This window comes from Gracilibacillus orientalis, assembly GCF_900114645.1.
In the GTDB taxonomy this organism is placed as follows: Bacteria; Bacillota; Bacilli; order Bacillales; family Amphibacillaceae; genus Gracilibacillus; species Gracilibacillus orientalis.
In genome coordinates, this window is sequence record NZ_FOTR01000005.1 from 175,284 (window position 1) to 201,623 (window position 26,340).

Consider the following 26,340-nt stretch of genomic DNA (forward strand, 5'->3'; position numbering starts at 1 on the left):
ATAATAATTTTCTCGTAATATAATCCATACAATAATATAAGAAGAAATGAAAGCAGGTGAGCTTATGCCAAAGCCTTTTCCAGTTCGGAGAATAAAGAATATGCTTCGAAAGAATCTTTCTGATACACAAACAAGGTTACTACTCATTTTAATGATACCTGTTCTTTTTATTATATTGACAGTCGGATTTTCTTCTTATTACACTTCTAAAGACATATTACAACAGGAATTAAATGAACCGCAGCACCAGATGTTAACAATAAACATGCATTCTATTGACGAATATTTAATGGAATCCGATCAAATTGCTGTTAAATTAGCATTAGACAATGATGTATATCGCTTTTTAACGAATCAATCACAATATTCTTATCAAAATATCAAGGAGATATATGACAAGTTAACGACCATTACAAAGAATTCATCTGTTATACAAAGTATTTATATTTATAATGTGAACAGTGATAGCTTTGTCGCTATTCCCCAAGGATTTAGCTCTAGTAGTGCGACTTTTAATGATGCAGAGTGGATCAGTGTGTTGGATGAATTTAATGAAACATCAAGGGTTGTTAAATACCGCGATCTGCCAAATGGTGCAAAATATAAAGGATCAAACATTTCCTTGTTTCGAAAAATCAATTTGAAAGGGGAGACAAGAGGAGTTGTTGCGGTTAACCTTAATCAAGCAGAATTATTCTCTAAATTAAACTCATCTGCCGATCCACAATCTAATAGTATGCAATATATTTTGGATCAAAATAATACCATTCTACATACGACAAAAAATCATACATTTGATCCAGATACTGTTCAACTTGTAAATAAAGAGGTAAACAAGGGAAACTTAAGTGATATTACGTATAACGATAAGATACTGCTAGCCAATCAAATGGAATCTGATTTTACCGGATGGAAATATGTTTCTGTTGTTTCACAAGAAAGTATACTGTCTAAATCAAAAACAATTCGTAATGTGGTGTTTGTTGTTTCTTTAATCGCACTTATTATTGGCGGAATCGCTATATTTTTTATTCACTCTGTGGAATTAAAACCTATTAGAAGAATGAAGGAACTTTTTTCCGTAGATGGTGATCCACATTATAGACGAGATTTATTTCATTTAGAAAATATCATAGATGACTTGGTCAGTGATCATGCGCAATTATCCCAATTGATCAAAAAAATGAAGGTCGAAGCTAAATCTAAATTTTTATATGACATCTATATCGGTAGATTAATGAACAGGGCCGAGCAAAAGGAAAAGTGGCAGGCTTATTTTAAAGAATGGAATGAAGATAATATTCAATTATTAGTCGTATCGATCGATAATTATCCTTTCTGGAAAGAAAATGTAGCGGGCAATTATCGTTCAGTAGTGAAGTCGGGTATGGAAAATATCTTGACTGAAGTATTATCGACTCATTATTCCGTAGAGGTAGTAGATATTGGTAAGGATAAAATGATTATCATCATCCAGCACTTAGAGGGAAAAATCAATGTTATAAACCATTTAAAGATAGCGCTTACACATGTGGAAGATATTTTAGGATTCTCCGTTTCGTTAGGACTTAACCACACAGGGGTTTCACTGCTAGATCTAAAAAACGCAATGAATGAAGCGGAAGAGGCACTTCAATACCGTCTGTTTGAGGGGTATGGAAATATTTATACGAAAGCTGATCAACAGGAAGAAGACAAAGAAACAAATATAGAAAAAATTTCTAGTCTTGTAAAATCAATTACACTCGAAAATCCGACACAATCGATTGATGACGTAACTACATTATTTCAGTTGTTTCATGAGAGTAATATTAGTCCAGAGTTAGCCTTTTATTTTATTGAACAAGTAAGAAAAGTTATTTTTACTGAAAACAAAGATGTTACCAACTCATCTTTTATTACTGCAGAAGAAATTCGCACCATGAATCTACAGGATATCGCCAATGTATTCAAGGGAATAATCTCAGAAAGAATAGAAAATATTAAGAAATTAAATGACTCTAAAAGATACGTCATGTGCAGAAAAATGATTCAGTATATGAATGTACATCTAGCTGAACCTGTCGGCATTCCGGAAATAGCAGAATCTGTTGGTGTTAGTGTAAGTCTTGCAAGTCAATGGTTTAAGGAAGAAATGGATGACACCATTTATGGCTATTTTACCAGGCTTAGAATGGAGCGTGCACAAGAATTATTGATTAAAACGGATAAGAAAATAGCTGATATTGCATTTGAGGTTGGCTATCAACATGAAAATAGTTTTATACGAAAATTTCGAGAATATAAAGAGCTGACACCAGGTAAGTACAGAAGATTAAATGCCGTGATAGAAAACAAGGAATAAAAGGTTAGAGGAGGAAATTAATATGAACAGGAAAAGCATCGTGCAAAAACATAATCCCAACATAAATCAACTAGAAGCCTTATCACCATTGTCTATTGGTAATAGTGAGTTTGGTTTCAGTGTTGATTTTACAGGGCTACAAACATTTCCGCAATTGTATGAAACACCTTTAGGGACCCAATCAAATTGGGGATGGCATTATAGCATGGGGAAGAATTTATATAAGTCAAGTGACATAGAATACCAGACCTTTGATCATTACGGTCGAAAAGTCCCATATCCTATGCAACCAGAAAATAAAGAAGAAGCCTATCACTGGCTTCGACAAAATCCTCATCGATTGCAGCTTGGCCAACTATCTTTTCAATTTTTAGATGAGAATGAAAAGGTTGTAGACATAAATGCTATTACAGAAATTAATCAAGAATTGGATCTCTGGTCAGGTATCATAATTAGTCGTTATGCTGTAAATGGTCAAGAGGTTTTGGTGAAAACAGTTTGTGATCCAAATTCTGATGCGATTGGTGTGTATGTATCCTCTACCTTATTACTAACAGGCAGATTACAGATTATTCAATCATTCCCTTCGCCTGATGTTAGCCATAATAGCTGGGCTAAAGCTACTACCTTAAATTGGGATCATCAGGAAAGACATCAAACCATTGAATTAGATTATAACGATTATGTAGTAAATTTAAAACGGGTGATGGATGAGGATAGTTATTATGTGCGATGGGAGAAAAATGGTGGAAGCTTTACTCGCCTTGATACCCATCAATATCAAATAATTCCGCCGCATCATCAAAGTGAATATAGCTTTACCGTATCGTTTAGCCCTGAAAAGTCGACCAAAGTAGATTCATTGAGTGATATGATGACAGCTTCTCAACACTATTGGAAAGAATTTTGGCAGAAGGGAGCTTTTGTTTCCTTTGCTGGAAGTACCGACACCAGAGCAAATGAATTAGAGCGAAGAGTAATCTTATCTCAATATCTAACAGCCATTCACAGTAATGGATCGATTCCACCTCAAGAAACAGGATTGATGTACAATAGCTGGTTTGGTAAAGCGCACTTGGAAATGCATTGGTGGCATGCTGCTCATTTTCCACTGTGGGGAAGAGCTGATAGGTTAAACAAAAGCTTACAATGGTATACAACCATTATACCGATCGCAAAAAAAATAGCTAGCGGGCAAGGATATGAAGGTGCCAGATGGCCAAAAATGGTGGGGGTTGATGGAGAGCAAAGCCCATCACCCGTAGCGCCGGGGCTTATATGGCAACAACCACATCCAATTATGTTGGCAGAATTACTCTACCGAGATAACAATTCCTTATCTATGCTTCATCAATATCAAGAAGTAGTATTTGAGTCTGCCGATTTCATGGCTGATTTTGCTAGTTGGGATGAAGAGGAACAAGTCTATGTTTTAGGACCGCCTTTAATACCTGCACAAGAATGCCACCGAATGGAGGATTCTAAAAACCCTCCGTATGAAATTGAATATTGGAAATATGGTTTAGAAACGGCAGTGAAATGGGCGGAAAGATTAGGGGTTGCTCCTAATAAAAAGTGGAGTCATATCGCCAATCATTTAAAGCGACCTCGAGAAAAAGATGGGGTTTATTTAGCACATGAAAATGGTGACCATACCTTTACTGAGAAAAATCATGATCATCCTTCGATGGTTGCAGCATTAGGTATTCTTCCAGGCTCATTAATAAACAAGGAAACAATGAAAAATACCTTATTTAAGGTAAAAGATGAGTGGCAGTGGGATACGGCTTGGGGATGGGATTTTCCGATGTGTGCGATGACAGCAGCTCGTGTAGGAGAAACGGAACTCGCTATTGATTTTTTATTAATGGATGCAGTGAAAAATACGTATTTACCGAATGGACATAATTATCAACGGCCAGGATTAACAGCGTACTTACCAGGGAATGGCGGACTATTAATCGCTATTGCTATGATGGTAGCAGGTTGGGATGATCATACCAGTGGGGATTATCCAGGATTTCCTAAAAACAGCAAATGGAATATTGAGGCGGAAGGCTTCCAATCCTATATTTAGAACTTTGTGCAGCAACAAAGGAGGACGATAATTTGTTTGAGCAGGTGCCCGATCGAAATAAGCTTATCTTACAATACCCAGCCTCGTGGTGGAGAAATATGTGGCGGGAGGCATTACCATCAGGGAATGGCGAAATAGGAGCAGCAGTATATGGTGCGATAAAAAAAGAGACGGTTTTAATTAATCACTCCGAGTTATGGCATATGGGTGTCAAAGGAGAATTGCCTAATGTCAGTCAATCTTTAACAGAGACGAGGGCTTTAATGAAGGAGGGGAAATTTCAAGAGGCGAATTGGCACTTAACGAATGCTGTAAAAAAACATGGCTACTTTTCCAAATTAGCTTGTCCGCTACCACTTGTTGATCTACAACTTGAAATGCCCTGTGAACAGGGTTTTAGTCAGTATAGTAGAGGAATTAATATGGAAACTGGTGAAGTCGGTGTCACGTGGTCTGAAAATGATACGACCTTTACAAGAAACTTATTTGTATCCCGTTCTGCTGATCTGATCGTTTATAAAATCAGCTCCAATAACACGAACGCTATTGATGCGGTATTAAATTTTTCCTTACATCCGACACATTCGCCAAACATGAAGGAAAGACACGATGAGCTATCTGGTACGGTGGAAGTTCAAACCGAAGATAACTTTCTATTCTATAAAGCTACGAATGAGGATAATAAAGATTTTGGGGCAGTTGCCAGAGTCATAGCGGATGGAGGGGAGATAAGTTCAGATCAAGGTGAATTAAGATGTACTAATGCTGATAGTCTATTAATACTTGTAAAAGTTTTTACCAACGCAAATCGCTCGACACAATGGACGACATTAAAAGAGGAATTAAGCAAAGTGAATGCCAGTTATGAGCAATTATTAGGCGAACATCTGCGAATTTATCAGCCTTTGTTTTTTTCCTCTACGTTACAATTAACAGATGATCAAGAGGAATGGCCAAATGAAGCATTGCTTTTACAGGCATATAAAGGGAAAGCTCCTGTTAGACTATATGAAAAATTATGGGCTTTTGGGCGATATCTATTTATTTCCGGAACAAAAGTGGGTGGTCAACCTTTTTCTATGTATGGATTATGGCATGGAGACTACCAGTTAATGTGGAGTCATCGAATGGCTAATGAAAACATTCAAATGATGTATTGGCACAGTTCGGTAGGAGGCTTATCGGCATTCAACCTTTCCCTCATTGATTACTATGTGCGTTTAATGGATGACTTTCGAGATAATGCGAAGAAATTATTTGGCTGTCGTGGCATCTATATACCTGCGGGGACAACGCCTGGCATCGGCAAGCCGAATCAATTAGTACCAGTCATCATGAATTGGACTTCTGCTGCTGGATGGTTAGCACAGCATTTTTATCAATATTATCAATTTAGCGGCGATAAAGAATTTTTAAAGCAAAAGGCATTGCCATTTATGAAAGAGGTAGCAGCATTTTATCAGGATTTCTTAGAAGTAGGAGAGGATGAGTTCTATCAATATTATCCTTCGGTATCGCCGGAGAATACCCCGGCGAATTTCATGCCTGAGAGTAGTAAACCTGTTGCCCATCCAATGCCAACAACGATAAATGCTACGATGGACTTTGCGGTGATGAAGGAATTACTTACGAATTTAATAGAAGGTAGTTCTATAGTTTCGATGTATCAGCAGGAGCTATCGGTTTGGGAGGAAATGCTGGCAAGAATTCCGTCCTATCAAGTGAATCAAAATGGGGGAATCAGGGAATGGATGAGTGAGCAATTTGAAGACAATGATGAACACAGGCATCTGTCACATATCTATCCGATTTTCCCCGGGCAGGAGTTAGTAAAAGAAAAAGAAGAAGAACTATTTGAGGCATTTCGAAAAGCAGTTCAAAACAGGAAATTAGGAGCTCAGACGAGCTGGTCCTTCGCTCATATGGCAAGCATTTATGCGAGACTGGAAGATGCCAAGCATGCACGCATTTGTCTCGAGCATCTAACACGTTCCTGTTTATTAAATAACCTTTATACGGTCCATAATGACTGGCGTAATATGGGTTTGACGATGGAAATTGACTCTGCTCCAGTACAAATGGATGCTAACTTAGGAGTAGTAAACGCCATTCAGGAAATGTTGATGTATGTGTCACCGAAAATGATCAAGTTACTACCTGCATTGCCGAATGAATGGATAGTAGGGAAGGTAGATACCTTTCATTTTTGTACAGGGTCGGCAAGCTTCCATTGGGATCTACAAAAAGGTGCATTTTCGGCTGTAATAAAAGCGGATCGAGATACCAATATTATTCTAGGCTTACCTTCATACTTCACAGGATATGAGTGGAAAGGAGTGTCTGGGGTAGCACAATCTGACTTAGGGGAAAAGTATTTTCAAATTAAAATCGATGCACAGCAAACGATAGAGATTGTTTCGTATAAAAGAGATATTTCTACGTAATCGCCAGCAACTAGGGCGTCTCTCTCAAGCTTTCTTTCGTAGATAGTGCTTGAGAGTACCTAATAAGGGCCGGTCGGGTTTTGTCTGGCTTTTCTAAATAGGTCAGAAAGTATAAAATTTGCGCGGGTGTCTAGCTCCGAACGCCCAGAAACTAGGCGACTTCACGAATCGCCCTACGATAAGTCATCATCGGTTCGCAAGCTCACCGTGATTCCTTTATCTCAGGTGATTCGCTCCAGTCGCTACGTTTCTAAACGGGCGCTTTGCGCTTTTCTAAATAGGAAGGTGATGCACATGCAATATGCAGGATTAATGGGTAGGTTCTATGTGATCGCAGATTGGGTTTATAAATTTTCATTTGCCAATATTATTTGGCTGGTGTTTAATATTCCGATTATTTTTGTTTTATTTAACCTTTTATTAGCAGATGAAATCGCTGTTATATTAGTATTATTTGCAATGATGTTATGGTTATCTCCATTTGTTTTTTTCCCATCTACTATTGCTTTGTTTTCAGTTGTGAACCAATTTATTAAAAATGAAGAGGTAAAACTCTTAAGTGATTTTTGGGGTTATTATAGGGGGAATTATAAGAAAAGCATGAAGATAGGAGCAATATGCACTATTTTCTGGGCCATTCTTATTATAGATTTTTTCTATGTATTGGAGTTAGGAAACGTCGTCTTGACATATGTTTTTATTGTCCTTGGATTTTTTGCGCTTGTTTATAATTTGCATATATTCTCTGCTGCTGTAAATATCGATAGTAAAGTTCGCAGTTTATTAAAACAAGTAGCCATTATCATGTTCGGGCATCCGATTTTATCAATGTCATTAGGGCTACTTAGTCTCGCCTTTTTTTATCTGATTACGCAATGGTTAACTTTTCTTTTCCCTTTATTTTTTGGTTCCATTTTAGTATTTTTATCACTGCTTGTTTTTATTAAGAGCTACACAAACTTAGAATTGTCTCGTCCGTAAAATTAGAATGACTACTTTATCAATGAGAGAAGCACTGATCATGCTAGTGATCAGTGCTTTTTAACAATTGTTGCTTTTCTTTTAGTAATTGTTGGAATTCTTTCTCAAGCTCTTTTGTTGGTGCAATACTTAACCTGCTTAAAACATCGGTTATTTTAGTCTCTATTATTAGCATTTTTTCTTCGAAGTCATCTTTTACAGATGTCTGTCCTCGACTTTTAAATTGCAGGTAGTTTCCTTCAAAAAACGTGATATGTTGTTCTTCGATGGAGATGATCTTTGTCGCTATTTTTTCCACGAACCTTCGATCATGTGAAACGAAGATGACTGTACCTTCGTATTCCATCAGTAATTTTTCCAGTGCCTCTAGTGCTTCTAAGTCTAGGAAGTTGGTTGGTTCATCTAAAAGTAAAGTATTACTATTACTAAGAAATAACTTTGTAAGTGTTACTTTGACACGTTCGCCACCACTTAGTACGCCTACTTTCTTATGAACCTGATTGCGGTAAAAGTGGAGCCTCGCAAGTACGGTTCGAATCAGTGTTTCATTATGGATCGAGCTTTCTTGCACATTTTCCAGGATGGAAATTTTTGGATCTAAAATCGATAAATCTTGTTTAAAATAAGCTATTTTGCAAGCAGAAGATAGGTGGACACCTGTTTCACCTTTGATTATTTTACGGATTAATGTGGTTTTTCCGCTTCCGTTGGCTCCGATAATAGCAAGCTTATCTCCTCCTTTTATAAGAAAATTCGCTTTTTTCCAAAGGAGTTGGTCACCAGCTTTACCGTCTATATTTTCTGCTCGCACCAATACTTTACCTGATAATTTTTCTTGATTCGGTAAGTCCATTTTTATCGGAGTTTCTTCAAAGGGCTTCTCTAATTTTTCAAGCTTTTCCAGTCGGGTTTCGATTGATTTGGCCGTTTGTTGGAGTTTCTTTTGTTTTTTTGCAAAGTAAGGTTTCGCCATTTTTGCCTCGGAAGCACTAGTTTTCTTTGGCTTCTTAGTAGCTCTTTCAGCTTTTTCTGACTTCAATGTTAAAGCTTTTTCTAGTTGCTGTTTTTTGGTTTGATATTTTTCGTATTCCTGTAGGTGTCGGCGTGTTGTTTGCTCTTTTTGTTCTTTGAACTGCTGGTAATTGCCCTTATATTCATGCAATTTTCCCTGGTCGATCTCCCAAATCCTGCTACAGGTTGCATCTAAAAATGCTCGGTCATGTGACACAATAACATGTGCCCCTTGCCAATGCTTTAACGTATTTTCTACCCACTCAATATGGTTGGTGTCTAAGTGGGTGGTTGGTTCATCTGCTAATAGAATGCTACTTTGATCGGAGAATGCTTTCTGGATATAGTCTTGTGTTATTTCACCACCACTCTTATGACCATCAGGAGCCTTTAATTGAGGCAAGAGATGAATGGTCCCGTACTGTTTGACAGTTCCTTGCTCTGGTAGCAATGTTCCTGCCAAGGTGTGTAATAAGGTTGTTTTTCCGGTTCCGTTTTTTCCAACAAGACCAATTCGTTCTCCTTCGTATACTTCAATTAAATCAATTTCTATTAGCGTCTTAGCTTCTACAGAGATGACAAGCTCTTTCGCTTGTAATAGCATAAGCATTCGCTCCATTCTTGTTTGGAGACAATAAAAAGCCTCCTTATTCGTATTCAGAATAGGAGGCAATACCGTAAGAAAGGCAGATCTGCATAAGGGAATGGTCGGAATATCCCTGATACACAAGCCGGTCAATGAGTATGAATCCTATTCTGAATATTCTGCATAAAGACATACGTATCCCTTGTCGGAATGATGATCTTTATGAAAATATTTATGAGAGAATAGGATTATAACTTCATTGGCCCAAGGCTCACCCTTTCGCATTTATTTAAACAAAGTGTACAAAAACTGAAGGAAGAAGTCAATAGGCAGATGACAGGTGGTTTTCTTATTTAATTCAAAGGGTTAAAATGTTGGCTAAATTACCTTGTGTAATCGGCGCATTCACCATGCGAACAAATCTAACTGAAGGAGAACTTTTTCTCTTTAATCAAATTGCACCATAAACCGGCAATGATTATTTCCTTCTGTTTTACATTGTACCCTCTCTACTTGAGTTGTCCCTAACACCTTCTTAAACATGCTTGTTTCGCATTGGCAGGCGATATGAAATTCCTTTGCCACTGCAAAAATAGGGCAATTGTACTCGACAATCTCAAATTGCTTTTCATCATGCTGATATAAATCTGCCATATAACCTTTTTCATTTTGAATATTGATCATATCCTGCATTTTTTCAAGGTTCGAGGATTGGGTGACGAGATCGGCATATTGATGTGTTTGTCGCTCTTTCCGATTTTTGAAAAGCTGATCAATGGACTCTTTCCCGTGTATTGCTTGAATATCTTTTAGGAATTCCACACTTATAGATTCATAATTATTGGGAAATAAACGTTTCCCTTTTGTTGTTAAAAAGAATTTTTGAATTGGTCGCCCAATTTCCTTTTTCTCATGCTGACTGGAAACAAGTCCATCTTTCTCTAATGTTGTTAAATGCTTACGAATGGCCATGTGCGTGATATCTAAATGTTCGATAAGTTCATTTACAGATAAAGAGACGTCTTTCTTTAATAACTCTAATATTCTATCTTTCGTTGTTTTTTCTAATTGTTTCATGGGGATTCCTCCTAAATTGGCTTCCCTTTTATATGTATAATTGTTCATATAAACCATAAACTGCTAAGTTATACATTATAGATTTGCTTTCTTCCGTTCTAATTAGAGATGAGTGCAGTTATACGCTCCGGCAGAAAACAAAAAACGTTTTATTACGGGGTCTTTGGTTCGCGTGAGTTCCCATAGGAGTCTCCGTATTCTGCCTCCGCTCATTTTAGTGTCCTGATTATTAAAAATATAGAACTCATGGAACTTTTAATTTTGGATTTCCTGTCTTTTTAACAGAACAAACACTACTCTAAGCTGCGGAAAAATGCGACACTCCTGTGGGAACAGCGCGAGCTGAAGATCCACTTGGTAAAGTGCTTTTCTTTACCAAGTTAGCTGAAGTCGTGCCCACGGCATAGAAAACACTACGAAAGCGTTATTTGCTTGAGTAGATGTTGCGCTTGTGCCCTTGGGTGAAAGGGAGTATTTTTCCGCAGCGACGAATTAGCACTCATCATCAATCAGAATGGGAGAAGGCCTTACTTTTCTAAATTTTCAATAGTACGCAGTTTGTATCTAATGTGAAGAATCTTTTGATACTCATTATACAATATAATTTTTATGTACAGAAATAATTGTAAATTATGGAACGAATGAGTTGAATAATCGTTAAAAATAGTATACCATATAATTATACTTTTTATACTAAAAGGTATAATAAATATATTGGAGGTTTTACATATGGCGAACTTTACTTTACCTGAGTTAGGTTATTCGTTTGACGCTTTGGAACCGCACATTGATCAAAAGACAATGGAAATTCATCACGGAAAGCATCATCAAACATACGTTACGAAACTAAATGCAGCATTAGAAGGGCACGCTTTAGCTGACAAAAGTCTTGAAGCACTTCTAGCTGACTTAAACAGCATACCTGAAAATATTCGTACTGCAGTAAGAAATAATGGTGGTGGACACTTCAACCATACGTTTTTCTGGGAAGTGATTGCTCCAGGATCTAAAACAGATAAACCAGAAGGAGAATTAGCGAAAGCGATTGATGGAGCATTTGGTAGCTTTGATCAATTTAAAGAGGAATTCTCCAATGCAGCAACTACTAGATTTGGTTCTGGCTGGGCTTGGTTAGTCGTAAATGCTGATGGGAAATTAGAAGTAACTAGTACTCCTAATCAAGATAATCCCATTTCAGAAGGAAAAACAGCTATTCTAGGCATCGATGTTTGGGAGCATGCGTACTACTTAAACTACCAAAACAGACGTCCTGATTATATTGCTAATTTCTATAACGTAATTAATTGGGATGTTGTTGCAGAAAAATATCTAGCAGCCGTTAAATAAGTATTATAAGTATTTCGAGTAATAAGTGGGAGGGTGGTGTTTCTATCCTTCCACTTATTTTTTAATTACGGTGAACAATCGTCTGTAAGACTCCCATTGATAGAAGTCTTATTTTATAGGAGGTGTTTAGTGTGGCATTTGTGATAACAGCGCCTTGTGAAACAGAAAAAGCTGGAGAATGTGCAACAGTATGCCCGGTAGACTGTATTGAAGAAGGAAAAGATCAATTTTATATAGATCCTGATATTTGCATTGATTGTGGCGCATGTGTAGCCGTTTGTCCTGTTGATGCAATAGTTGAAGAATATGACATGACGGCAGATCAAGAGTCGTATCTAGAAAAGGCAGAAGCTTTTTTTGGTAATTGATCAACCTGTAAAAAAAGCCCTGATAATTTTAATTATCAGGGCTTTAAATCATTAAAACGGAGGCATATTCTCACTATTTTCGGAACTCAACATTTTGGTTGGATATCTAATTTATCGATGACAGGTAAGGACAGTAGCAGAATTTTTGTCATGTCGTTATGTTAACTTATAATTTATCTATCAATAACAAAAGTGATACTTCACAGACTAATCTGTTGGTATCACTTTTTTGTTATGACAATTTATTCTTTTTCTCCGACTACTGTGAAACGTTCATTAATATGCTCTGGATTTTCGATTTCCTCCAGAATAGCTATTGCGAAATCTGCATAACTGATATAGCTTTCACCAGCACTGTTCATGATGACATTTTCTTTTCCTTTTTGATAAGAGCCAGTTCGTTTTCCTTCTGAATCAAACACCGCTGCGGGACTTAAGTGTGTCCATTTCACACCTTCTGTTTGTTTTAATTCATCTAATGCTTTTCCCATGTTAGAAGCTAATGGATAAACGAAATCAGGGAAGTCAGGTGTGTCATATAAGTGTGTCGTTTGTTCTTCATCAACGTATAAGCTACCTGCACCGCCTACAACGATAAGGCGTGTTTCAGTCCCTTGAAAAGCCTTGATTAATACGCGATGAGAGTCGATATGCAAATGTTCTTCGCCTTGTGGGGAATTATAAGCATTTACGACAACATCAAAATCATTAACATCCTCCGTTTGAATATCAAATATATCCTTTTTCACCACATGGACGTTTTTGTCGTCTACCTTTTCTGGACTTCGTACAATCGCGGTAACATCATGTCCTCTGTTGAGAGCTTCTTGTGTAATTAGTTTTCCTGATTTGCCAGTTGCCCCTATAATTCCAATTTTCATTTATAATTCCTCCCTTGATCATTTGTAACAATTATAGTTACATTTTGTTTTGAAGTCAAATAAAAACATCCCTCTACTGTTTAGAGAGATGTTCGATAATATCTGCTAATGTTTGCCTTTTTAATTCATTTTCCATAGCTTGTTGAGCTTGGGTTAAAGATGTATTCAATGTAGCTTGGATATTTCTGCCGACGTCACAATTTGGATTTGGTTGATCGTGTATGGCAAATAACTCTTCCTCCGTTGTTACAGCTTTATATATTTCTAGTAATGTAATTTGTTGAGGTTTTTTTACAAGAGAATAGCCAGTTACACCAGGACCACCTTTTAACAGGTTCGCTTTTTTTAATAAAGATCCAATGCGCCGAATGACAACTGGGTTTGTATTGACACTTTTCGCAATGAAATCAGATGTTACACCCTTATCCGTTTGTGCTGAAACAAGTGAAAGGATGTGTATAGCAACAGAAAAGCGAGTGTTTATCATTCTCGTTCACCACCATTGATATTATTTTAGTTGTAAGGGGGGAGGTTGTCAATCTAGCAGTCAATAGAAGGCAACTTTGATATATTTTATTTATTGCTCCCCCTTTCCTTTCTAACTATATCACGGAACAACATGAAAAAATTACAGGAATAATGAATAAAAAGAAATGTATAAAACGGTTTATAAATATGGATAAAATGTTATAATTTGTATGATTGATGGAAGAAGGTGTAAATAGGATGTTGAAAAAAATATTCAAAAAATCGGAACCTACGCATGAGGAATTCCGTCTAGTATATGACATGTTTTATTCAAGAGTTTACCGAGATGTCTATTTCATTACGAAAGACTGTCATCTGGCTCAAGATGCTTTGCAAGAAACCTTTGTGAAAGCATATAAACATATGAACCGATTAGAAGATAAAGAGCGGATGGGGGCATGGATTTCAACAATTGCAACAAGAACTGCTATTGATGTATTAAGAAAAAGAAAAGGAGCACGTGAAGTGCTAACAGAGGATATTATGATACAAGAAAAAAACATGGAAGAAAAAGGTTCTGACACCTTACATATTGTAGAAGCTAATTTAGTGAGAGAAGAATTACTCGAATCAATAAATGAGATAAGTGCAGAATATCGCGAAGTAATACTGTTACGTTATATCCATGAACTATCAATCAGAGAAATTGCACATTCATTAAATATAAACGAATCAACTGTAAAAACAAGACTTCATCGTGCACGGAAAAAAATTAAAGAAAAGGTACAACATGATCCGAAACGGCAATGGATTGGTGGTGAATAATAATGAGTGAAGAACATAAGTGGAAAAAATATCTTAAAGAAGATTACCACGAAGTAGAAGAATCTCCACATTCCAAGGACGAAAACTGGGAAAAAATAATAATGGAAGTATCGCAAGCCCATCAACATCAAAAAAAAATTCCGAAGAAAAGTTTGTTAGCAGTGGCTATGATTGTTGTTATTGTGATTGGCTCTGCTTTTGTTCAAACTAATCAAATGCAAGCCTTTGATTGGTTTGTGAAAATGTTTGTCACAACAGACGGCAATACGACACAAATTAATCAAACAACAACAGAAGAAAAGGATGTCTCAACGGGAGCACTGCCTGATTTTGATAACATAACTACAGAAGAAGTCCAAGATGAGGAAAGCAAAGAAATGACGCTTGAAGAGGCGCAAGCTGATACAGATTTTAATATTTCAACCCCCACCTACTTACCTAACAGCTACCAATTAGAATCAGTAACTATATTTTATGATAAAGCGCCAGCTACACATGTTCAAATTGAATATGTAAACGATGGGAACGATGTAGTAACGCTTCATCAAACATATCAACCAGATGACTTTGCAGATGCCAAAGTGGTGGATAATGAGGATACCAAAATAAAAACGATAGCATTAGATGGTGGAGAGGCACGTTTGTTAGAATTTAAGGATGATGTCAGACAAATCATATGGAGCACGCCACAAATGAATTGGCTTCTAGAAGGTACCGAAAATGAAAGGAATCTTATCAAAATTGCAGAATCGATGGAATAACAAAAGAGTTTCGTATCTAGTATAAGATACAAAACTCTTTTGTGTTAGGGATAAAATTAATATTTTATTCTTCCTGTGACGGAGTAAAACTGTTCGTAGTTACCGTAATGTGAAATTGCGTGGAGGGTGCGAATACGATATTCAAACCCTTTCTCGATCCGAAAGTTGACCCTTCCGCTAACATACGAACTAGAATATTTGACAAACCTTTTGCTATTACCGGTATTCACCCATTCCCCTGTTGACTTATTTTTGACTTGTAAGTAAATGGTGCAATTAATTTGTTGAACGGATGAATAGCTAGATGTATTACAATTGCTTCCTACTGTTTGTGAATCCACTCTGCGTATGGAAGCATTCCCTTCTTTGATGTATTTAGTTGATTGGACACTGATGATATCCTCTTTAATTTGTGGGGTATTTTGCTCTGAAGCTTTCACGTCTGAAGTATAAAGAAAAAAACCAATAATGAGAAAACATGATGTTAGTAACAATTTTGCCAACATTTGCATGAAACCATTCCTTTCTAGGTTTTTTTGCTTACACATGTTAGACGTTTGTATTAGTAAAAAGGTTGCAGAAAGATTATTGGAAGATGTTTGTGGTCTGAATTCTGTACACTTTATTTATCCTTTGATTGCTCAAATGCCTTGATAAAATAAGCGGCAGGTAACAATACACCAATTGCCGCTTGAATTAGGGCGAAGAATCGGGCAGAGTTAACGGGGATCATATCTCCATAACCAATAGTAAGGAAAGTGACACCACTAAAATATAACAGATTGCCAAAGGTATGCTCGACAGGATTATTACTCGATAATCCCTGCACAACTACAGTTTCTTGGAATGATAAAGCATAGTATAACAAGGCAAAGCCGAACGTAACGCCAAATAATACGAAAAATAACTTTTTAAAAAGAGCAGTACTGAAATAACTTTTCTTATAGGTTTTATTCCGAAAAAAATATACTACATTGGATATGATGAAAATTGTGGCAACGATTATTAAAGCCTGTGACATTACTATACCTCCTTTACTTCCTACATTCACTGACGAAATGTAAATCAAACCTTGCTTTTGCTCCTTCCATAAAGTAAATCATCTATTTATTTGTTATAATTAGGTGAAGGTTAGTAGAAAGGAAGTTTTATAAAATATGACGTTTGTGAATGAAGCAAAGCGTACAATTACACCAGCTTATGATCCGTGGGAAGCGTACATGGATGTTGAACAGTATGGTGAAATGACGTTAACAAATATAGAATTTACCACCACTCATTTATGTAATATGCGCTGTGCACATTGTGCAGTAGGGTATACGTTGCGAGACAAGGATCCGGATGCATTACCTTTTTCTTTATTGAAGCAACGATTAGATGCAATACCACATTTACGTACATTAAGCATTACAGGCGGGGAACCAATGATGTCTAAGAAATCAGTGCGAGAATATGTGGTGCCCTTACTTCGTTATGCGCATGAACGAGGAGTGCGAACACAAATTAATTCGAATTTAACACTCCCGTATTCCCGATATCAAGCAATTATTCCTTATTTAGATGTATTACATATTTCACATAATTGGGGAACGCCGGAAGAATTTGCGGAAACAGGCTTTGCGAATATGGAGCGGAAGCCAAGTGAGGAAAATCGCAAAAAGTATTTTGAACGAATGGTCGAAAACTCACAGCGACTGGCTGCGGAAGGTGTAATGGTGTCAGCGGAAACGATGCTGAACAAACGAACTTTTCCTTATTTAGAATCGATTCATGATCACGTGGTGGAGATGGGCTGTACCCGTCATGAAATTCATCCCATGTATCCAGTGGATTTCGCCAGTAATATGGAGACGCTCAATTTGGCGGAAATGCAGGAAGGTATTGAACGGATCCTCGATCACCGCGACGAATCGATTTGGATGTTATTTGGTACATTGCCGTTTTACCCGTGTAACAAAAATGAAAATGAACTAGCCTTGTTAAAAAGGTTATACCAAGAGAAAAATGTAACGGTTCGTAATGATCCTGATGGAAGATCTCGATTAAATGTAAACATCTTTTCCGGGGAAGTGATAGTGACCGACTTTGGCGATGATGAAGAGCCATCACTTGGCAATATACAGAATACGCCGTTGCAAACATCCTATGAACGCTGGATGGAATCGAAAACAGCGAAGTCATTGAATTGTCATTGTCCAACAGTTAAATGCTTAGGCCCAAATATCTTGGTTAAAAATACATATTACCAAGATGTTGATTTTACGAAAAGATCAACGAATATTACACTTTATGAAAGATCATAAAAGATCCTTAACCCCTGTGTCCATAATAGTGATTCGGTAACTAGCACTCACTATAAAGAAGATAGAAAGAAGTGCATCCATATATGGAAATTTATAGTTGTTGAAAAGCGATAAGTATGAAAAAAGACCTTAGGGATTGGTTTTTATTTATATATATGGAAAAATGATACTCTAAATATGACAAATGTCATATTGAAATACTGACAACTGTGCCTTATAAAAATCCTGAATTTGGCGTAAACTTTCAAATATAGAAAGCTTCGAAAGTAGGGATTATGATGAGCAAACAAAAACAAGCGAAATTAAGAAAAGATGTAATGCCGTATGCAACATCGAAAACTAAGACAAGCATGATTCAATTATTCAACACAATCCCACCATTTTTTATATTGTGGTTTTTGGCATATCAGAGTTTGTCGGTCTCCATATTCTTGAGTCTTGCTTTCTCCGTTGTTGCAGCAGGGTTCATGGTGCGAACATTCATTATTTTTCACGATTGTGCCCACCAATCCTTCTTCAAAAATAAGAAATGGAATCGTGTGATCGGAACTATGACAGGAGTTCTCACGCATTTTGCTTTTGAAAAATGGAAAAGAGAACACGCGATTCATCATGCAACAAGCGGTAATTTAGATCAACGTGGTATTGGTGATATTTGGGTTATGACAGTTAACGAATATGAACAAGCTAGTAAGTGGGAAAGGTTACAATATCGTTTATATCGTAATCCTTTTGTTATGTTCGGTTTAGGTCCATTTTCGTTATTCTTATATGATAATCGCTTTAATCGTAAGGATGCTCGTAAAAAAGAGCGTTGGAATACGTATTTGATCAACTTTTTATTAGTAGCGATTTATACAGTGATCGTGTTGACATTAGGATGGAAGGCAATCTTACTTGTTCAACTACCGATTGCATATGTAGCAGGCGCTCTTGGTATTTGGTTGTTTTATGTTCAGCATCAATTTGAGGATTCTTACTTTGAGAATGAATCGGATTGGGATTACGTGAAGGCTGCAGTGGACGGAAGTTCTTATTATAAGTTACCAAGATGGTTGGAATGGATGACTGGTAACATTGGTTATCACCATGTTCATCATTTAGCACCGAGAGTGCCGAACTATCATTTAGAGAAGGCACATCAGGAAACACCACCATTACAGCAGGCAACTACGATTACATTAAAGACGAGCTTAGAGTCGATTCGCTTTCGCTTATTTGATGAAGATCGGAAGATATTTATTAGTTTTAAGGAAATGAAAAAGCGCGGTAAAAAGAAATCAAATAACTCGATAACTTCGACGAAAGGCTCTCAATCGATTCGTCCCTGATTTGGGGACGATTCCTCTATCACCTGTCCCATTTCTTTTTGGTACAATGTTGATAGAGGTTATTTTTTTGAAGTAAAGTATAAACGGAGATGTCCACACAGGGACCAGAAACTAGGCACCTTCCCTAAGTAACACTCCTGAGCTTTTCTGGAAAGTAAAGAATGTATATAATTGTGCATATAAAACATAAACTGCGAAGTAACCTTTGGGTTCTTCCTCCCATTTTGTTGGAGATGAGTGATAGTCTAACGCTGCGGAAAAACACTCCCTTTCACCCAAAGGCGCAAGTGCAACATCTTTTTTCCGCAGCTTCATATGGTTTTCTGATTAAGTGAGAAGAAATCCACGAGATGTATATTCATGGATTCTATCCTTTCAATCATCAGAAAATCACTATCAGCGAAGTATTCTGCCGTAGCGTATCAATGTATGTATCTTTAATCAGAATGGAAGGAATCTTCACTACAGACATTTTCGCTGGTTCGCAGTTTGTATCTAGTATGAATAAGGATCGGTCGGGTTTTGTCTGGCTTATCTTAATGAGGTGGTTGTGAATGAGGGATTGGTATGATATTTTTCCTCGAAATACGGGGTTGAGTTTGTATATTTGGATTATTTTTTGTGTGTTGCCATTTTATTTTATTTTTCGTTCCACTTCCTTGTGGGAGATTGGGGCAGGAATAGCGGCGACAATGTTGTTTTTTGGCATGTATTGGATGACATTTAATTCCCATGGTCCATTGGTATATATAGGGTTAAGCATCGAATTTGTGATTCATATTATGATGACAATCTTGTTTGGGTATGTTTATTTTGCATTGTTTTCCGCGTTTTACATAGGAAATATTCGCAGTAAAGCGGGGTTTATTACGATGTATGTCATTCACCTCGTCACCACTGTAGGTGCAATGACAGCAGGGATTTTATTAAATTATTCCTTGTTTTTAAGTCAGATACCTTTCCTAATTATGACGATTTTAGGGGTTATATTAATCCCAATAAATCGTTATAATCGATTTAAACAAGAAGATCTAGAAGGGCAGCTTGAGGATGCGAATCGAAAAATTGCCCAATTAGCAATTATTGAAGAGCGACATCGTATTGCAAGAGATTTACATGATACACTTGGTCAAAAGTTATCAATGATTGGCTTGAAAAGTGAATTATCTGCAAAACTTGTTGAAAAAGATCCTGAAGCAGTGAAGAAGGAGTTACAAGATGTTCAGGATACGGCTCGGCAAGCATTAAAGGAAGTTCGTGAAATGGTTTCAGACATGAGAAGTATTCGGTTAGCGGAAGAAGTAGAACATACCAAACAGTTACTCAATGCGGCAGGGATCGAGAATGAAATTACATTCGAAGCGGATTGCGACCATCTTCCACTTTTTTTAGAAAATGTGCTAAGCATGTGTTTAAAAGAGGCAGTAACCAATGTAGTGAAGCATAGCCAAGCTGTTTCCTGCTTTATTTACATTACAGAAACGAAGCAAGCAATACAACTAGCAGTGATCGATAATGGTGTTGGTAATAAGGGTAAGGAGAATTATGGAAATGGCTTAAAAGGAATGAAAGAACGCTTGGAATTTGTTAATGGAACGCTTGATATTAAGAGAAGAAGTGATGGTTTTGAAGTGTATATATCTGTTCCAAAAGTTTTGAGGCAGATAGAAGAGGAGGAAGAGCTGTGATCCGAATTGTGCTTGCTGAAGATCAACAGTTATTATTAGGTGCTCTAGGGGCTTTATTAGATTTAGAGGAAGATATGGAAGTAGTCGGAAAGGCAAATAACGGTGAAGAAGTATTAGCATTAGTAAAAAAAGAAATGCCGGATATTTGCTTAATGGATATCGAAATGCCGGTGATGACCGGACTGGATGCAGCGGAACAGATGAGAAATCACTCTTGTAAAGTGATTATCCTTACGACTTTTGCAAGGCCTGGATATTTTGAAAGAGCCAAAAATAGCGGTGTCAGTGGTTATCTGTTAAAGGATAGTCCTAGTGAAGATTTAGTACACACGATTCGTCAGATCATGAGAGGAAAACGAGTTTATTCACCGGAATTAATTGATCTAGCCTTTTCAGAAGAAAATCCTCTTACGAACAGAGAAATCGAAGTGATGAAATTATTAGCTGAAGGAAGAACGACAAAAAGTATCGCAAAAGAACTTTTTTTATCTAATGGAACGGTTCGGAACTATATATCGATTATACTAGATAAATTAGAGGTGGATAATCGTATCGAAGCGATTGCAAAAATAAATGAAAAGGGATGGTTAAAATAGAAACTGTTTTTTTTAGTTTCTATTTTTTGCTTTTTTTTGTAAAAGAGCATACAATATCTTTCGTGATTAGAAATATTTTATACATAGGGAGTGAGAGAATGACTACATCCGTTCAAAAGCGAGGAACTATCGTCGCTTTGTTACTAGCTGGAGCTTTTATTGCTATACTCAATCAAACGTTAATGATAACAGCAATTCCTCCAATTATGAATGAGATGGGGATTACTGCTAATTCAGCGCAATGGTTAACCACCATTTTTATGCTAGTGAATGGTATTATGATTCCAATCAGTGCCTTTTTAATAGATCGATTTACAACGAGGCAATTATTTATTACAGCAATGAGTGTATTTGCCCTTGGAACATTAGTGGCAGCGTTAGCTCCTAATTTTGCCATGTTATTAACTGGACGTGTGATTCAATCAGCTGGTGCTGGTGTTATGCTACCATTAATGCAAACCGTATTTCTTATGATATTCCCTGTCAATAAACGAGGATCAATAATGGGGTTAGTAGGGTTAGTTATTTCTTTTGCTCCAGCAATTGGCCCATCATTGTCAGGATGGATTACCGAGCAATATTCGTGGCGTGTTTTATTTTATATTATTTTGCCTATTGCTATTATTGATATTGTCATAGCCTATTTTGTTATGAAAAATGTAACCGAGGTTTCCAAGCCGAAGCTAGACATTCCATCGATTATCTTATCGTCCTTTGGTTTTGGTGGTCTGCTATATGGCTTTACAAGTGCGGGGAATAATGGTTGGAGTTCTCCGATAACTATCGTTGTACTAATTGTAGGAGTTATTTCACTGCTCTGGTTTATTTTAAGACAGTTGAAGTTGGCACACCCAATGTTAGAATTTCGTGTATTTACCTATTCGATTTTCCCATTAACGGTAACGCTTGGTATGATTGCATTTATGGGCTTAATCGCAGTGGAAACTCTTGTTCCATTGTATATGCAGGAATCAAGGGGGTTCACAGCTGTCCAATCGGGGCTGGTTATTTTACCTGGGGCGATAATCACCGGTATTATGTCTCCGATAACGGGACGTATATTTGATAAAATTGGTGCAAGATGGCTTGCAATTGTAGGTTTTTCATTAATGACAATTGGCTCCTTCTTATTTGCGATATTAGATGACAAAACATCCATTACTTATTTGACGGTCGTGTTTGCGATTAGGATGTTAGGTATTTCAATGGTGATGATGCCGGCTGCTACTGCTGGGTTAAATCAATTACCGAAAAGTCTAATAGCTCATGGTGCAGCCATGGATAACACGTTGCGTAACGTGTCGGCCTCTGTTGGTACTGCGATCATCGTAACGGTACTAACGCAGGCAGAATCACTTGCTAAACAAAGTGGTGAGCTGCATCCAGGGATAACAGGTGCTAATACTGCCTTTTTAGTACTTTCGATTATCACCTTAATAGGGTTGATTTTATCCTTTTTTATTAAAAAAAGCAGACCATATGAAGAAGAAAAAGGAGATTAGTTTATAACTAATCTCCTTTCTTTTAATAAGTTAAGTAAAAAAATGGTGTGTAAAAGCCGGATCACTCGCCATTTATCTTCATTTTAAGTCAATGTCGTTTATGCTTAGGGATTGCTTGTTCAATAAAGTTATCGGCGAGTTTTCTCAATTCCTTTTTCATTGTTTCGCCTTCCATAGGTAATCCGTGACCTGCAATTATGGTATCGGGATCTAAATCTGCCAGCTTTTTAACAGATTGTTCTGCACTAAACCAGTCTTGTGTAAAATAAGCAGGTGGTCCATAAACATGCTGGAAGGGGAAAAACACTGCCCATGATGACTCCGGTTTATCTGTTGAAATCGCATCACCTGCGATTAATAAACGATCCTGTTCACGAAACAAACTGATATGACCAGGTGTATGTCCAAATGTTTCGATGTATTTCCAATCCTTTAGGAAAGGAATAGAACCATCATTTGGCAACGCAGATACAAGTCCTTCCAAGTGTTCTGGTTTAGTTGGAAATATCGTTGATAATAAAGAGATCATTCCCCCGCCAACGGTTGGATCGCCTGGAGGATATTCACTTTTTCCTGTGACATAGTCCATCTCATTTTCGTGGATATAAATAGGTACCTGCCAGTATTCTGCCAATTTTTTCGCAGCACCAATATGGTCAAAATGTCCGTGTGTTAATAGAATGGCCTGTGGTGGTTTGTTGCCATAACGATGTTCGCAAGCATGAAGAATCCTTTCTTGATATTTTCGAGTACCAGTATCAATTAAAACCCAATCTTCATTTGGTGTACCGATCATGACGACGTTAACAATAAGAGTTCGGTAATATGCAATATCTGGAAGCACTTCTTCTGGTATTGCATGATCTAAATCATGTTCAAGTTCTTTCCACTTTTCAATATGTTCTTGATCCATTGTTTGTCCCACCTTATCTGAGCGTAAACTATCTATATTTTGGTATTAAATGAGCTGAATTATACTATTATCGGAAAAAATTAAAAATTACTTGTTGTTTTTGAAGTCAATAGTAAAAAGATTGGTGCCGAGCAACCAGAAAACTTCACGACAAAATTTAGCACAGATATAAGTAAAATTTATGTAAAAAATGAAAAACCCTTTCACAAGTATAGACAAAATGGTAAAACATGATAAAATTTTAATAAGTCGATATGAGGGAGTTCGATCGAGATGAAAATGTGGATAAAAAAATTAACCGTTTTATTAGTGACTATATTAACACTTGGCTTATATGTTCCGCCTATCTATATTGATGCTGATGTAGATGTAGGCAAAAAGGACATAGAGCCAAGTGAGGATCGAGCAAAACAAATAGATGAAGAGGAAATAGAAGATTCGATAACAGAGAAAAATCTTGTTCTTGAAGACTCTAATCAGCTCTATCTGCAAGAATTAAACCAGCTCGCCAAAAAGCAAATGCAGGCAAAATTAGGTGCAAAAATATCTGCAAAAATCAATAACGATGTGAATCAAGTAGTTTTACCAAATCTTGAAATGGTATTAGATGAATTATATGAAGACATTGGTGAAGAGAAAAGCCAATACTTAATGATTGCCGAAGAACCATCTGCTGGATATGGTGAGCGTATTTTTAATTTATACAATGTGAAAGAAAAACAAAATGTTGCTAAGTTTCATGTAAATCGGTTAAAGAGACCGCAAGACGGTTATTATTTTCAATTCCACTATCATCTGCAAGACGATCAATTCGAAGAACATTTGCCAATAGGAGAAGTTTATTGGGGAAGAGATACTCCACCAAAATGGATGTCGTAAATAGTCAAGATGCCTTGCTTAATTAAGTATAGAAGGCATCTTTTTTAATCAAAATAGCAGAAATAAAAATATGTCAGAATTTTAAAACATTTCCCTTTATTTTAAGTCGAAATATAGGTAGAATAAGTCATATCGTGATATTTTTTCATTTAGGGAATTATATAAGAAAAGTGCAAAGCGCCCGTTTAGAAACGTAGCGGCTGGAGCGAATCAACTGAGATAAAGGAATCACGGTGAGCTCGCGAACCGATGATGACTTTCACCTAAAGGCATAAGCGCGACTAAGCCTCTGGTTTCACCAATCGGCAAGTCTTCTTTATCGTAGGGTGATTCGTGAAGTCGCCTAGTTTCTGGGCGTTCGGAGCTAGACACCCGCGCAAATTTTATACTTTCTGATCTTTTTAAAAAGGAGTCACAAAAAATGCCTATCAAAGTGCCGGATTTATTACCAGCTAAGAGTAAATTACAAGAAGAGAATATTTTTGTTATGAATGAAAGTCGGGCATTTAAACAAGACATTCGGCCTCTTAAAATATTGATTTTAAATTTAATGCCATTGAAGCAGCAAACAGAAACGCACTTATTACGATTATTAGGGAATAGCCCATTGCAAATTGAGGTAGGGTTATTGCATACAAGCACACATACATCCAGCAATACTTCGCCAGAGCATTTAAAGCAATTTTATAAATCGATTGATGATGTAAAGGCCAATAAATATGATGGACTAATTATTACTGGAGCACCAATTGAAAAATTGCCTTATGAAGAAGTGAATTACTGGGAAGAATTGTCCCAAATTATGGAGTGGAGTAAAACGAATGTAACCTCTACCCTGCATATTTGTTGGGGAGCAATGGCTGGGCTGTACTATCATTATGGTGTGGATAAGTATATTATGTCGGAAAAATTATCAGGTATTTATACACATACAATTAATGATCCGCGAGAAAAGGTAGTCAGTGGTTTTGATGAGGAATTCTTAGTGCCTCATTCTCGTCATGCTGATATCCGAAAAGAAGACATCGAAAAAGTACCAAATCTGAAAATAATAAGTGAATCTGAGCAAGCAAGGGTATATATGGTTGCTTCAACAGATGGGAAACAAATTTTTGTCACAGGCCACCCGGAATATGATTCTTTAACATTAAAGAAAGAGTTTGATCGGGACACGGCAGCGGGTCTGAATCCGACGATACCGGAAAACTATTATCCGAATGATGATCCAAACCGAACACCAAAGTTACGGTGGCGAACACATTCCAATATTTTGATATCTAATTGGTTGAATTATTATGTTTATCAAGAAACGCCCTTCGAACTGTAAAAGACTTGCTCAAAAAAGCTTAAAACCTTGTTTGAAATGAAATAAACAGGTTTTAAGCTTTTTATTTTGAAAAGTGCACAAAAACTATAATCAGAACAGCAACTTTCGTGTGACAGTATCTTGCCGGAGCGAATCCTTGTACTCATTTTTAATCAGAATGGATAGAAAGTCACTACGAAAAATGTTAATGTAATTTTTGCTGGTAGTGTGCATAGGCGTCTGTAGCAAGGGTGACTGCTTGGGCGAAGGCTGCTCCTCCACCTAAGGCGGTACTAATTGCAAGAGTCTCCATTAATTCTGCTTCACTAATTCCGTTTTCTACAGCACCTTTTGTATGATAAATAATACAATACTCATCTTGAGCATAGATACTGATCGCCAAAGCCATAAGTTGCTTTTCTTTCTTATCGATTGCCCCTTCTTTAAATGCTTCTTCGGTAAACTCAAAATAGCCCCTTGTCACTTCAGGTAAGTATTCTTGCATTCTAGTGGTACCGCGTTTGTAATCAGAAATGGACTGATCAAAATAATTAACATGTTCATTATTTTCCATCATTTATCCCACCTTTCATTTTAATGTGTGAAAAAGCATAAGATTTTATACAGAGATGATAGACAGAAGAGAATAAAC

23 protein-coding genes are annotated in these 26,340 nt (G+C 36.9%); 15 read left to right on the plus strand and 8 right to left on the minus strand.

Going from position 1 to position 26,340, the window contains the following annotated elements; all coding sequences use genetic code 11:
- Positions 1–100: 100 nt before the first annotated feature.
- The 4 genes from BM121_RS11290 to BM121_RS11305 all read left to right on the plus strand — a co-directional run bounded on the left by BM121_RS11290 (position 101) and on the right by BM121_RS11305 (position 7,846).
- Positions 101–2,344, plus strand: a complete 2,244-nt coding sequence (locus tag BM121_RS11290; RefSeq protein ID WP_175495408.1) for an AraC family transcriptional regulator — start codon at positions 101–103, stop codon at positions 2,342–2,344.
- A 22-nt stretch (positions 2,345–2,366) separates the two neighbouring features.
- Positions 2,367–4,421: a glycoside hydrolase family 65 gene (locus tag BM121_RS11295; protein WP_091483742.1), complete on the plus strand. Its 2,055-nt coding sequence runs from the start codon at positions 2,367–2,369 to the stop codon at positions 4,419–4,421.
- Positions 4,422–4,453: 32 nt separating this feature from the next.
- Positions 4,454–6,865 carry a glycosyl hydrolase family 95 catalytic domain-containing protein gene (locus tag BM121_RS11300; RefSeq protein ID WP_091483743.1) on the plus strand — a complete coding sequence of 804 codons (2,412 nt, stop codon included), beginning with the start codon at positions 4,454–4,456 and terminating at the stop codon, positions 6,863–6,865.
- Between the two features lie 294 nt (positions 6,866–7,159).
- The gene (locus BM121_RS11305; protein WP_175495409.1) at positions 7,160–7,846 is read left to right on the plus strand and encodes a DUF624 domain-containing protein; all 687 of its coding nucleotides are present in this window, start codon (positions 7,160–7,162) and stop codon (positions 7,844–7,846) included.
- Between the two features lie 43 nt (positions 7,847–7,889).
- On the opposite strand, the gene BM121_RS11310 is transcribed toward BM121_RS11305, so the two are convergent.
- Positions 7,890–9,467 carry a Vga family ABC-F type ribosomal protection protein gene (locus BM121_RS11310; RefSeq protein WP_091483835.1) on the minus strand — a complete coding sequence of 526 codons (1,578 nt, stop codon included), beginning with the start codon at positions 9,465–9,467 and terminating at the stop codon, positions 7,890–7,892.
- A gap of 423 nt (positions 9,468–9,890) precedes the next feature.
- Positions 9,891–10,520 carry a helix-turn-helix transcriptional regulator gene (locus BM121_RS11315; RefSeq protein WP_091483745.1) on the minus strand — a complete coding sequence of 210 codons (630 nt, stop codon included), beginning with the start codon at positions 10,518–10,520 and terminating at the stop codon, positions 9,891–9,893.
- Between the two features lie 729 nt (positions 10,521–11,249).
- Between BM121_RS11315 and BM121_RS11320 the strand changes: the two genes are divergently transcribed.
- Together BM121_RS11320 and BM121_RS11325 are read left to right on the plus strand one after the other, a co-directional pair.
- Entirely contained in the window at positions 11,250–11,867 is a 618-nt protein-coding gene (locus tag BM121_RS11320) for a superoxide dismutase (RefSeq protein ID WP_091483746.1), read from the plus strand.
- 131 nt (positions 11,868–11,998) lie between these two features.
- Positions 11,999–12,235: a ferredoxin family protein gene (locus BM121_RS11325; protein WP_091483747.1), complete on the plus strand. Its 237-nt coding sequence runs from the start codon at positions 11,999–12,001 to the stop codon at positions 12,233–12,235.
- A 242-nt stretch (positions 12,236–12,477) separates the two neighbouring features.
- Here BM121_RS11325 and BM121_RS11330 read toward each other — a convergent pair whose 3' ends face one another.
- Both BM121_RS11330 and BM121_RS11335 read right to left on the minus strand, forming a co-directional pair.
- Entirely contained in the window at positions 12,478–13,116 is a 639-nt protein-coding gene (locus BM121_RS11330) for an NAD(P)-dependent oxidoreductase (protein ID WP_091483748.1), read from the minus strand.
- Between the two features lie 73 nt (positions 13,117–13,189).
- On the minus strand, positions 13,190–13,603 hold the full coding sequence (locus BM121_RS11335) for an Rrf2 family transcriptional regulator (protein WP_091483749.1): 414 nt from the start codon (positions 13,601–13,603) through the stop codon (positions 13,190–13,192).
- A 239-nt stretch (positions 13,604–13,842) separates the two neighbouring features.
- On the opposite strand from BM121_RS11335, the gene BM121_RS11340 reads away from it, so the two are divergent.
- Positions 13,843–14,409, plus strand: coding sequence for an RNA polymerase sigma factor (locus BM121_RS11340; RefSeq protein WP_091483750.1), 567 nt, complete (start codon positions 13,843–13,845; stop codon positions 14,407–14,409).
- A 2-nt stretch (positions 14,410–14,411) separates the two neighbouring features.
- Entirely contained in the window at positions 14,412–15,170 is a 759-nt protein-coding gene (locus BM121_RS11345) for a DUF4367 domain-containing protein (protein ID WP_091483751.1), read from the plus strand.
- 56 nt (positions 15,171–15,226) lie between these two features.
- Here the strand turns inward: BM121_RS11345 and BM121_RS22285 are convergent, their stop codons facing one another.
- The gene (locus tag BM121_RS22285; protein ID WP_091483752.1) at positions 15,227–15,682 is read right to left on the minus strand and encodes a hypothetical protein; all 456 of its coding nucleotides are present in this window, start codon (positions 15,680–15,682) and stop codon (positions 15,227–15,229) included.
- A gap of 110 nt (positions 15,683–15,792) precedes the next feature.
- Positions 15,793–16,191: a potassium channel family protein gene (locus tag BM121_RS11355; protein ID WP_091483753.1), complete on the minus strand. Its 399-nt coding sequence runs from the start codon at positions 16,189–16,191 to the stop codon at positions 15,793–15,795.
- A 136-nt stretch (positions 16,192–16,327) separates the two neighbouring features.
- Here BM121_RS11355 and yfkAB point away from each other — a divergent pair, with 136 nt between their 5' ends.
- The 5 genes from yfkAB (at position 16,328) to BM121_RS11385 (ending at position 22,590) form a co-directional block, all read left to right on the plus strand.
- The gene (yfkAB, locus tag BM121_RS11360) at positions 16,328–17,473 is read left to right on the plus strand and encodes a radical SAM/CxCxxxxC motif protein YfkAB (protein WP_091483754.1); all 1,146 of its coding nucleotides are present in this window, start codon (positions 16,328–16,330) and stop codon (positions 17,471–17,473) included.
- Positions 17,474–17,751: 278 nt separating this feature from the next.
- Positions 17,752–18,804 (plus strand): Delta(5) desaturase DesA, encoded by a 1,053-nt coding sequence (gene desA / locus BM121_RS11365; protein WP_091483755.1) that lies wholly within the window; start codon positions 17,752–17,754, stop codon positions 18,802–18,804.
- Between the two features lie 554 nt (positions 18,805–19,358).
- Entirely contained in the window at positions 19,359–20,492 is a 1,134-nt protein-coding gene (locus BM121_RS11375) for a sensor histidine kinase (protein WP_091483757.1), read from the plus strand.
- Positions 20,489–21,088, plus strand: a complete 600-nt coding sequence (locus tag BM121_RS11380; protein ID WP_091483758.1) for a response regulator transcription factor — start codon at positions 20,489–20,491, stop codon at positions 21,086–21,088. The genes BM121_RS11375 and BM121_RS11380 overlap by 4 nt, the downstream gene beginning before the upstream one ends.
- A 98-nt stretch (positions 21,089–21,186) precedes the next feature.
- Positions 21,187–22,590 carry an MDR family MFS transporter gene (locus BM121_RS11385; RefSeq protein ID WP_091483759.1) on the plus strand — a complete coding sequence of 468 codons (1,404 nt, stop codon included), beginning with the start codon at positions 21,187–21,189 and terminating at the stop codon, positions 22,588–22,590.
- Between the two features lie 88 nt (positions 22,591–22,678).
- On the opposite strand, the gene BM121_RS11390 is transcribed toward BM121_RS11385, so the two are convergent.
- Positions 22,679–23,503, minus strand: coding sequence for an MBL fold metallo-hydrolase (locus BM121_RS11390; protein ID WP_091483760.1), 825 nt, complete (start codon positions 23,501–23,503; stop codon positions 22,679–22,681).
- Positions 23,504–23,776: 273 nt separating this feature from the next.
- Here BM121_RS11390 and BM121_RS11395 point away from each other — a divergent pair, with 273 nt between their 5' ends.
- Complete coding sequence (locus BM121_RS11395) at positions 23,777–24,382, plus strand: YpjP family protein (RefSeq protein WP_091483761.1); 606 nt, start codon at positions 23,777–23,779, stop codon at positions 24,380–24,382.
- Positions 24,383–24,803: 421 nt separating this feature from the next.
- On the plus strand, positions 24,804–25,709 hold the full coding sequence (gene metA, locus BM121_RS11400; protein WP_091483762.1) for a homoserine O-acetyltransferase MetA: 906 nt from the start codon (positions 24,804–24,806) through the stop codon (positions 25,707–25,709).
- A gap of 184 nt (positions 25,710–25,893) precedes the next feature.
- Here the strand turns inward: metA and BM121_RS11405 are convergent, their stop codons facing one another.
- The gene (locus BM121_RS11405) at positions 25,894–26,262 is read right to left on the minus strand and encodes a carboxymuconolactone decarboxylase family protein (RefSeq protein WP_091483763.1); all 369 of its coding nucleotides are present in this window, start codon (positions 26,260–26,262) and stop codon (positions 25,894–25,896) included.
- Positions 26,263–26,340: the final 78 nt, after the last annotated feature.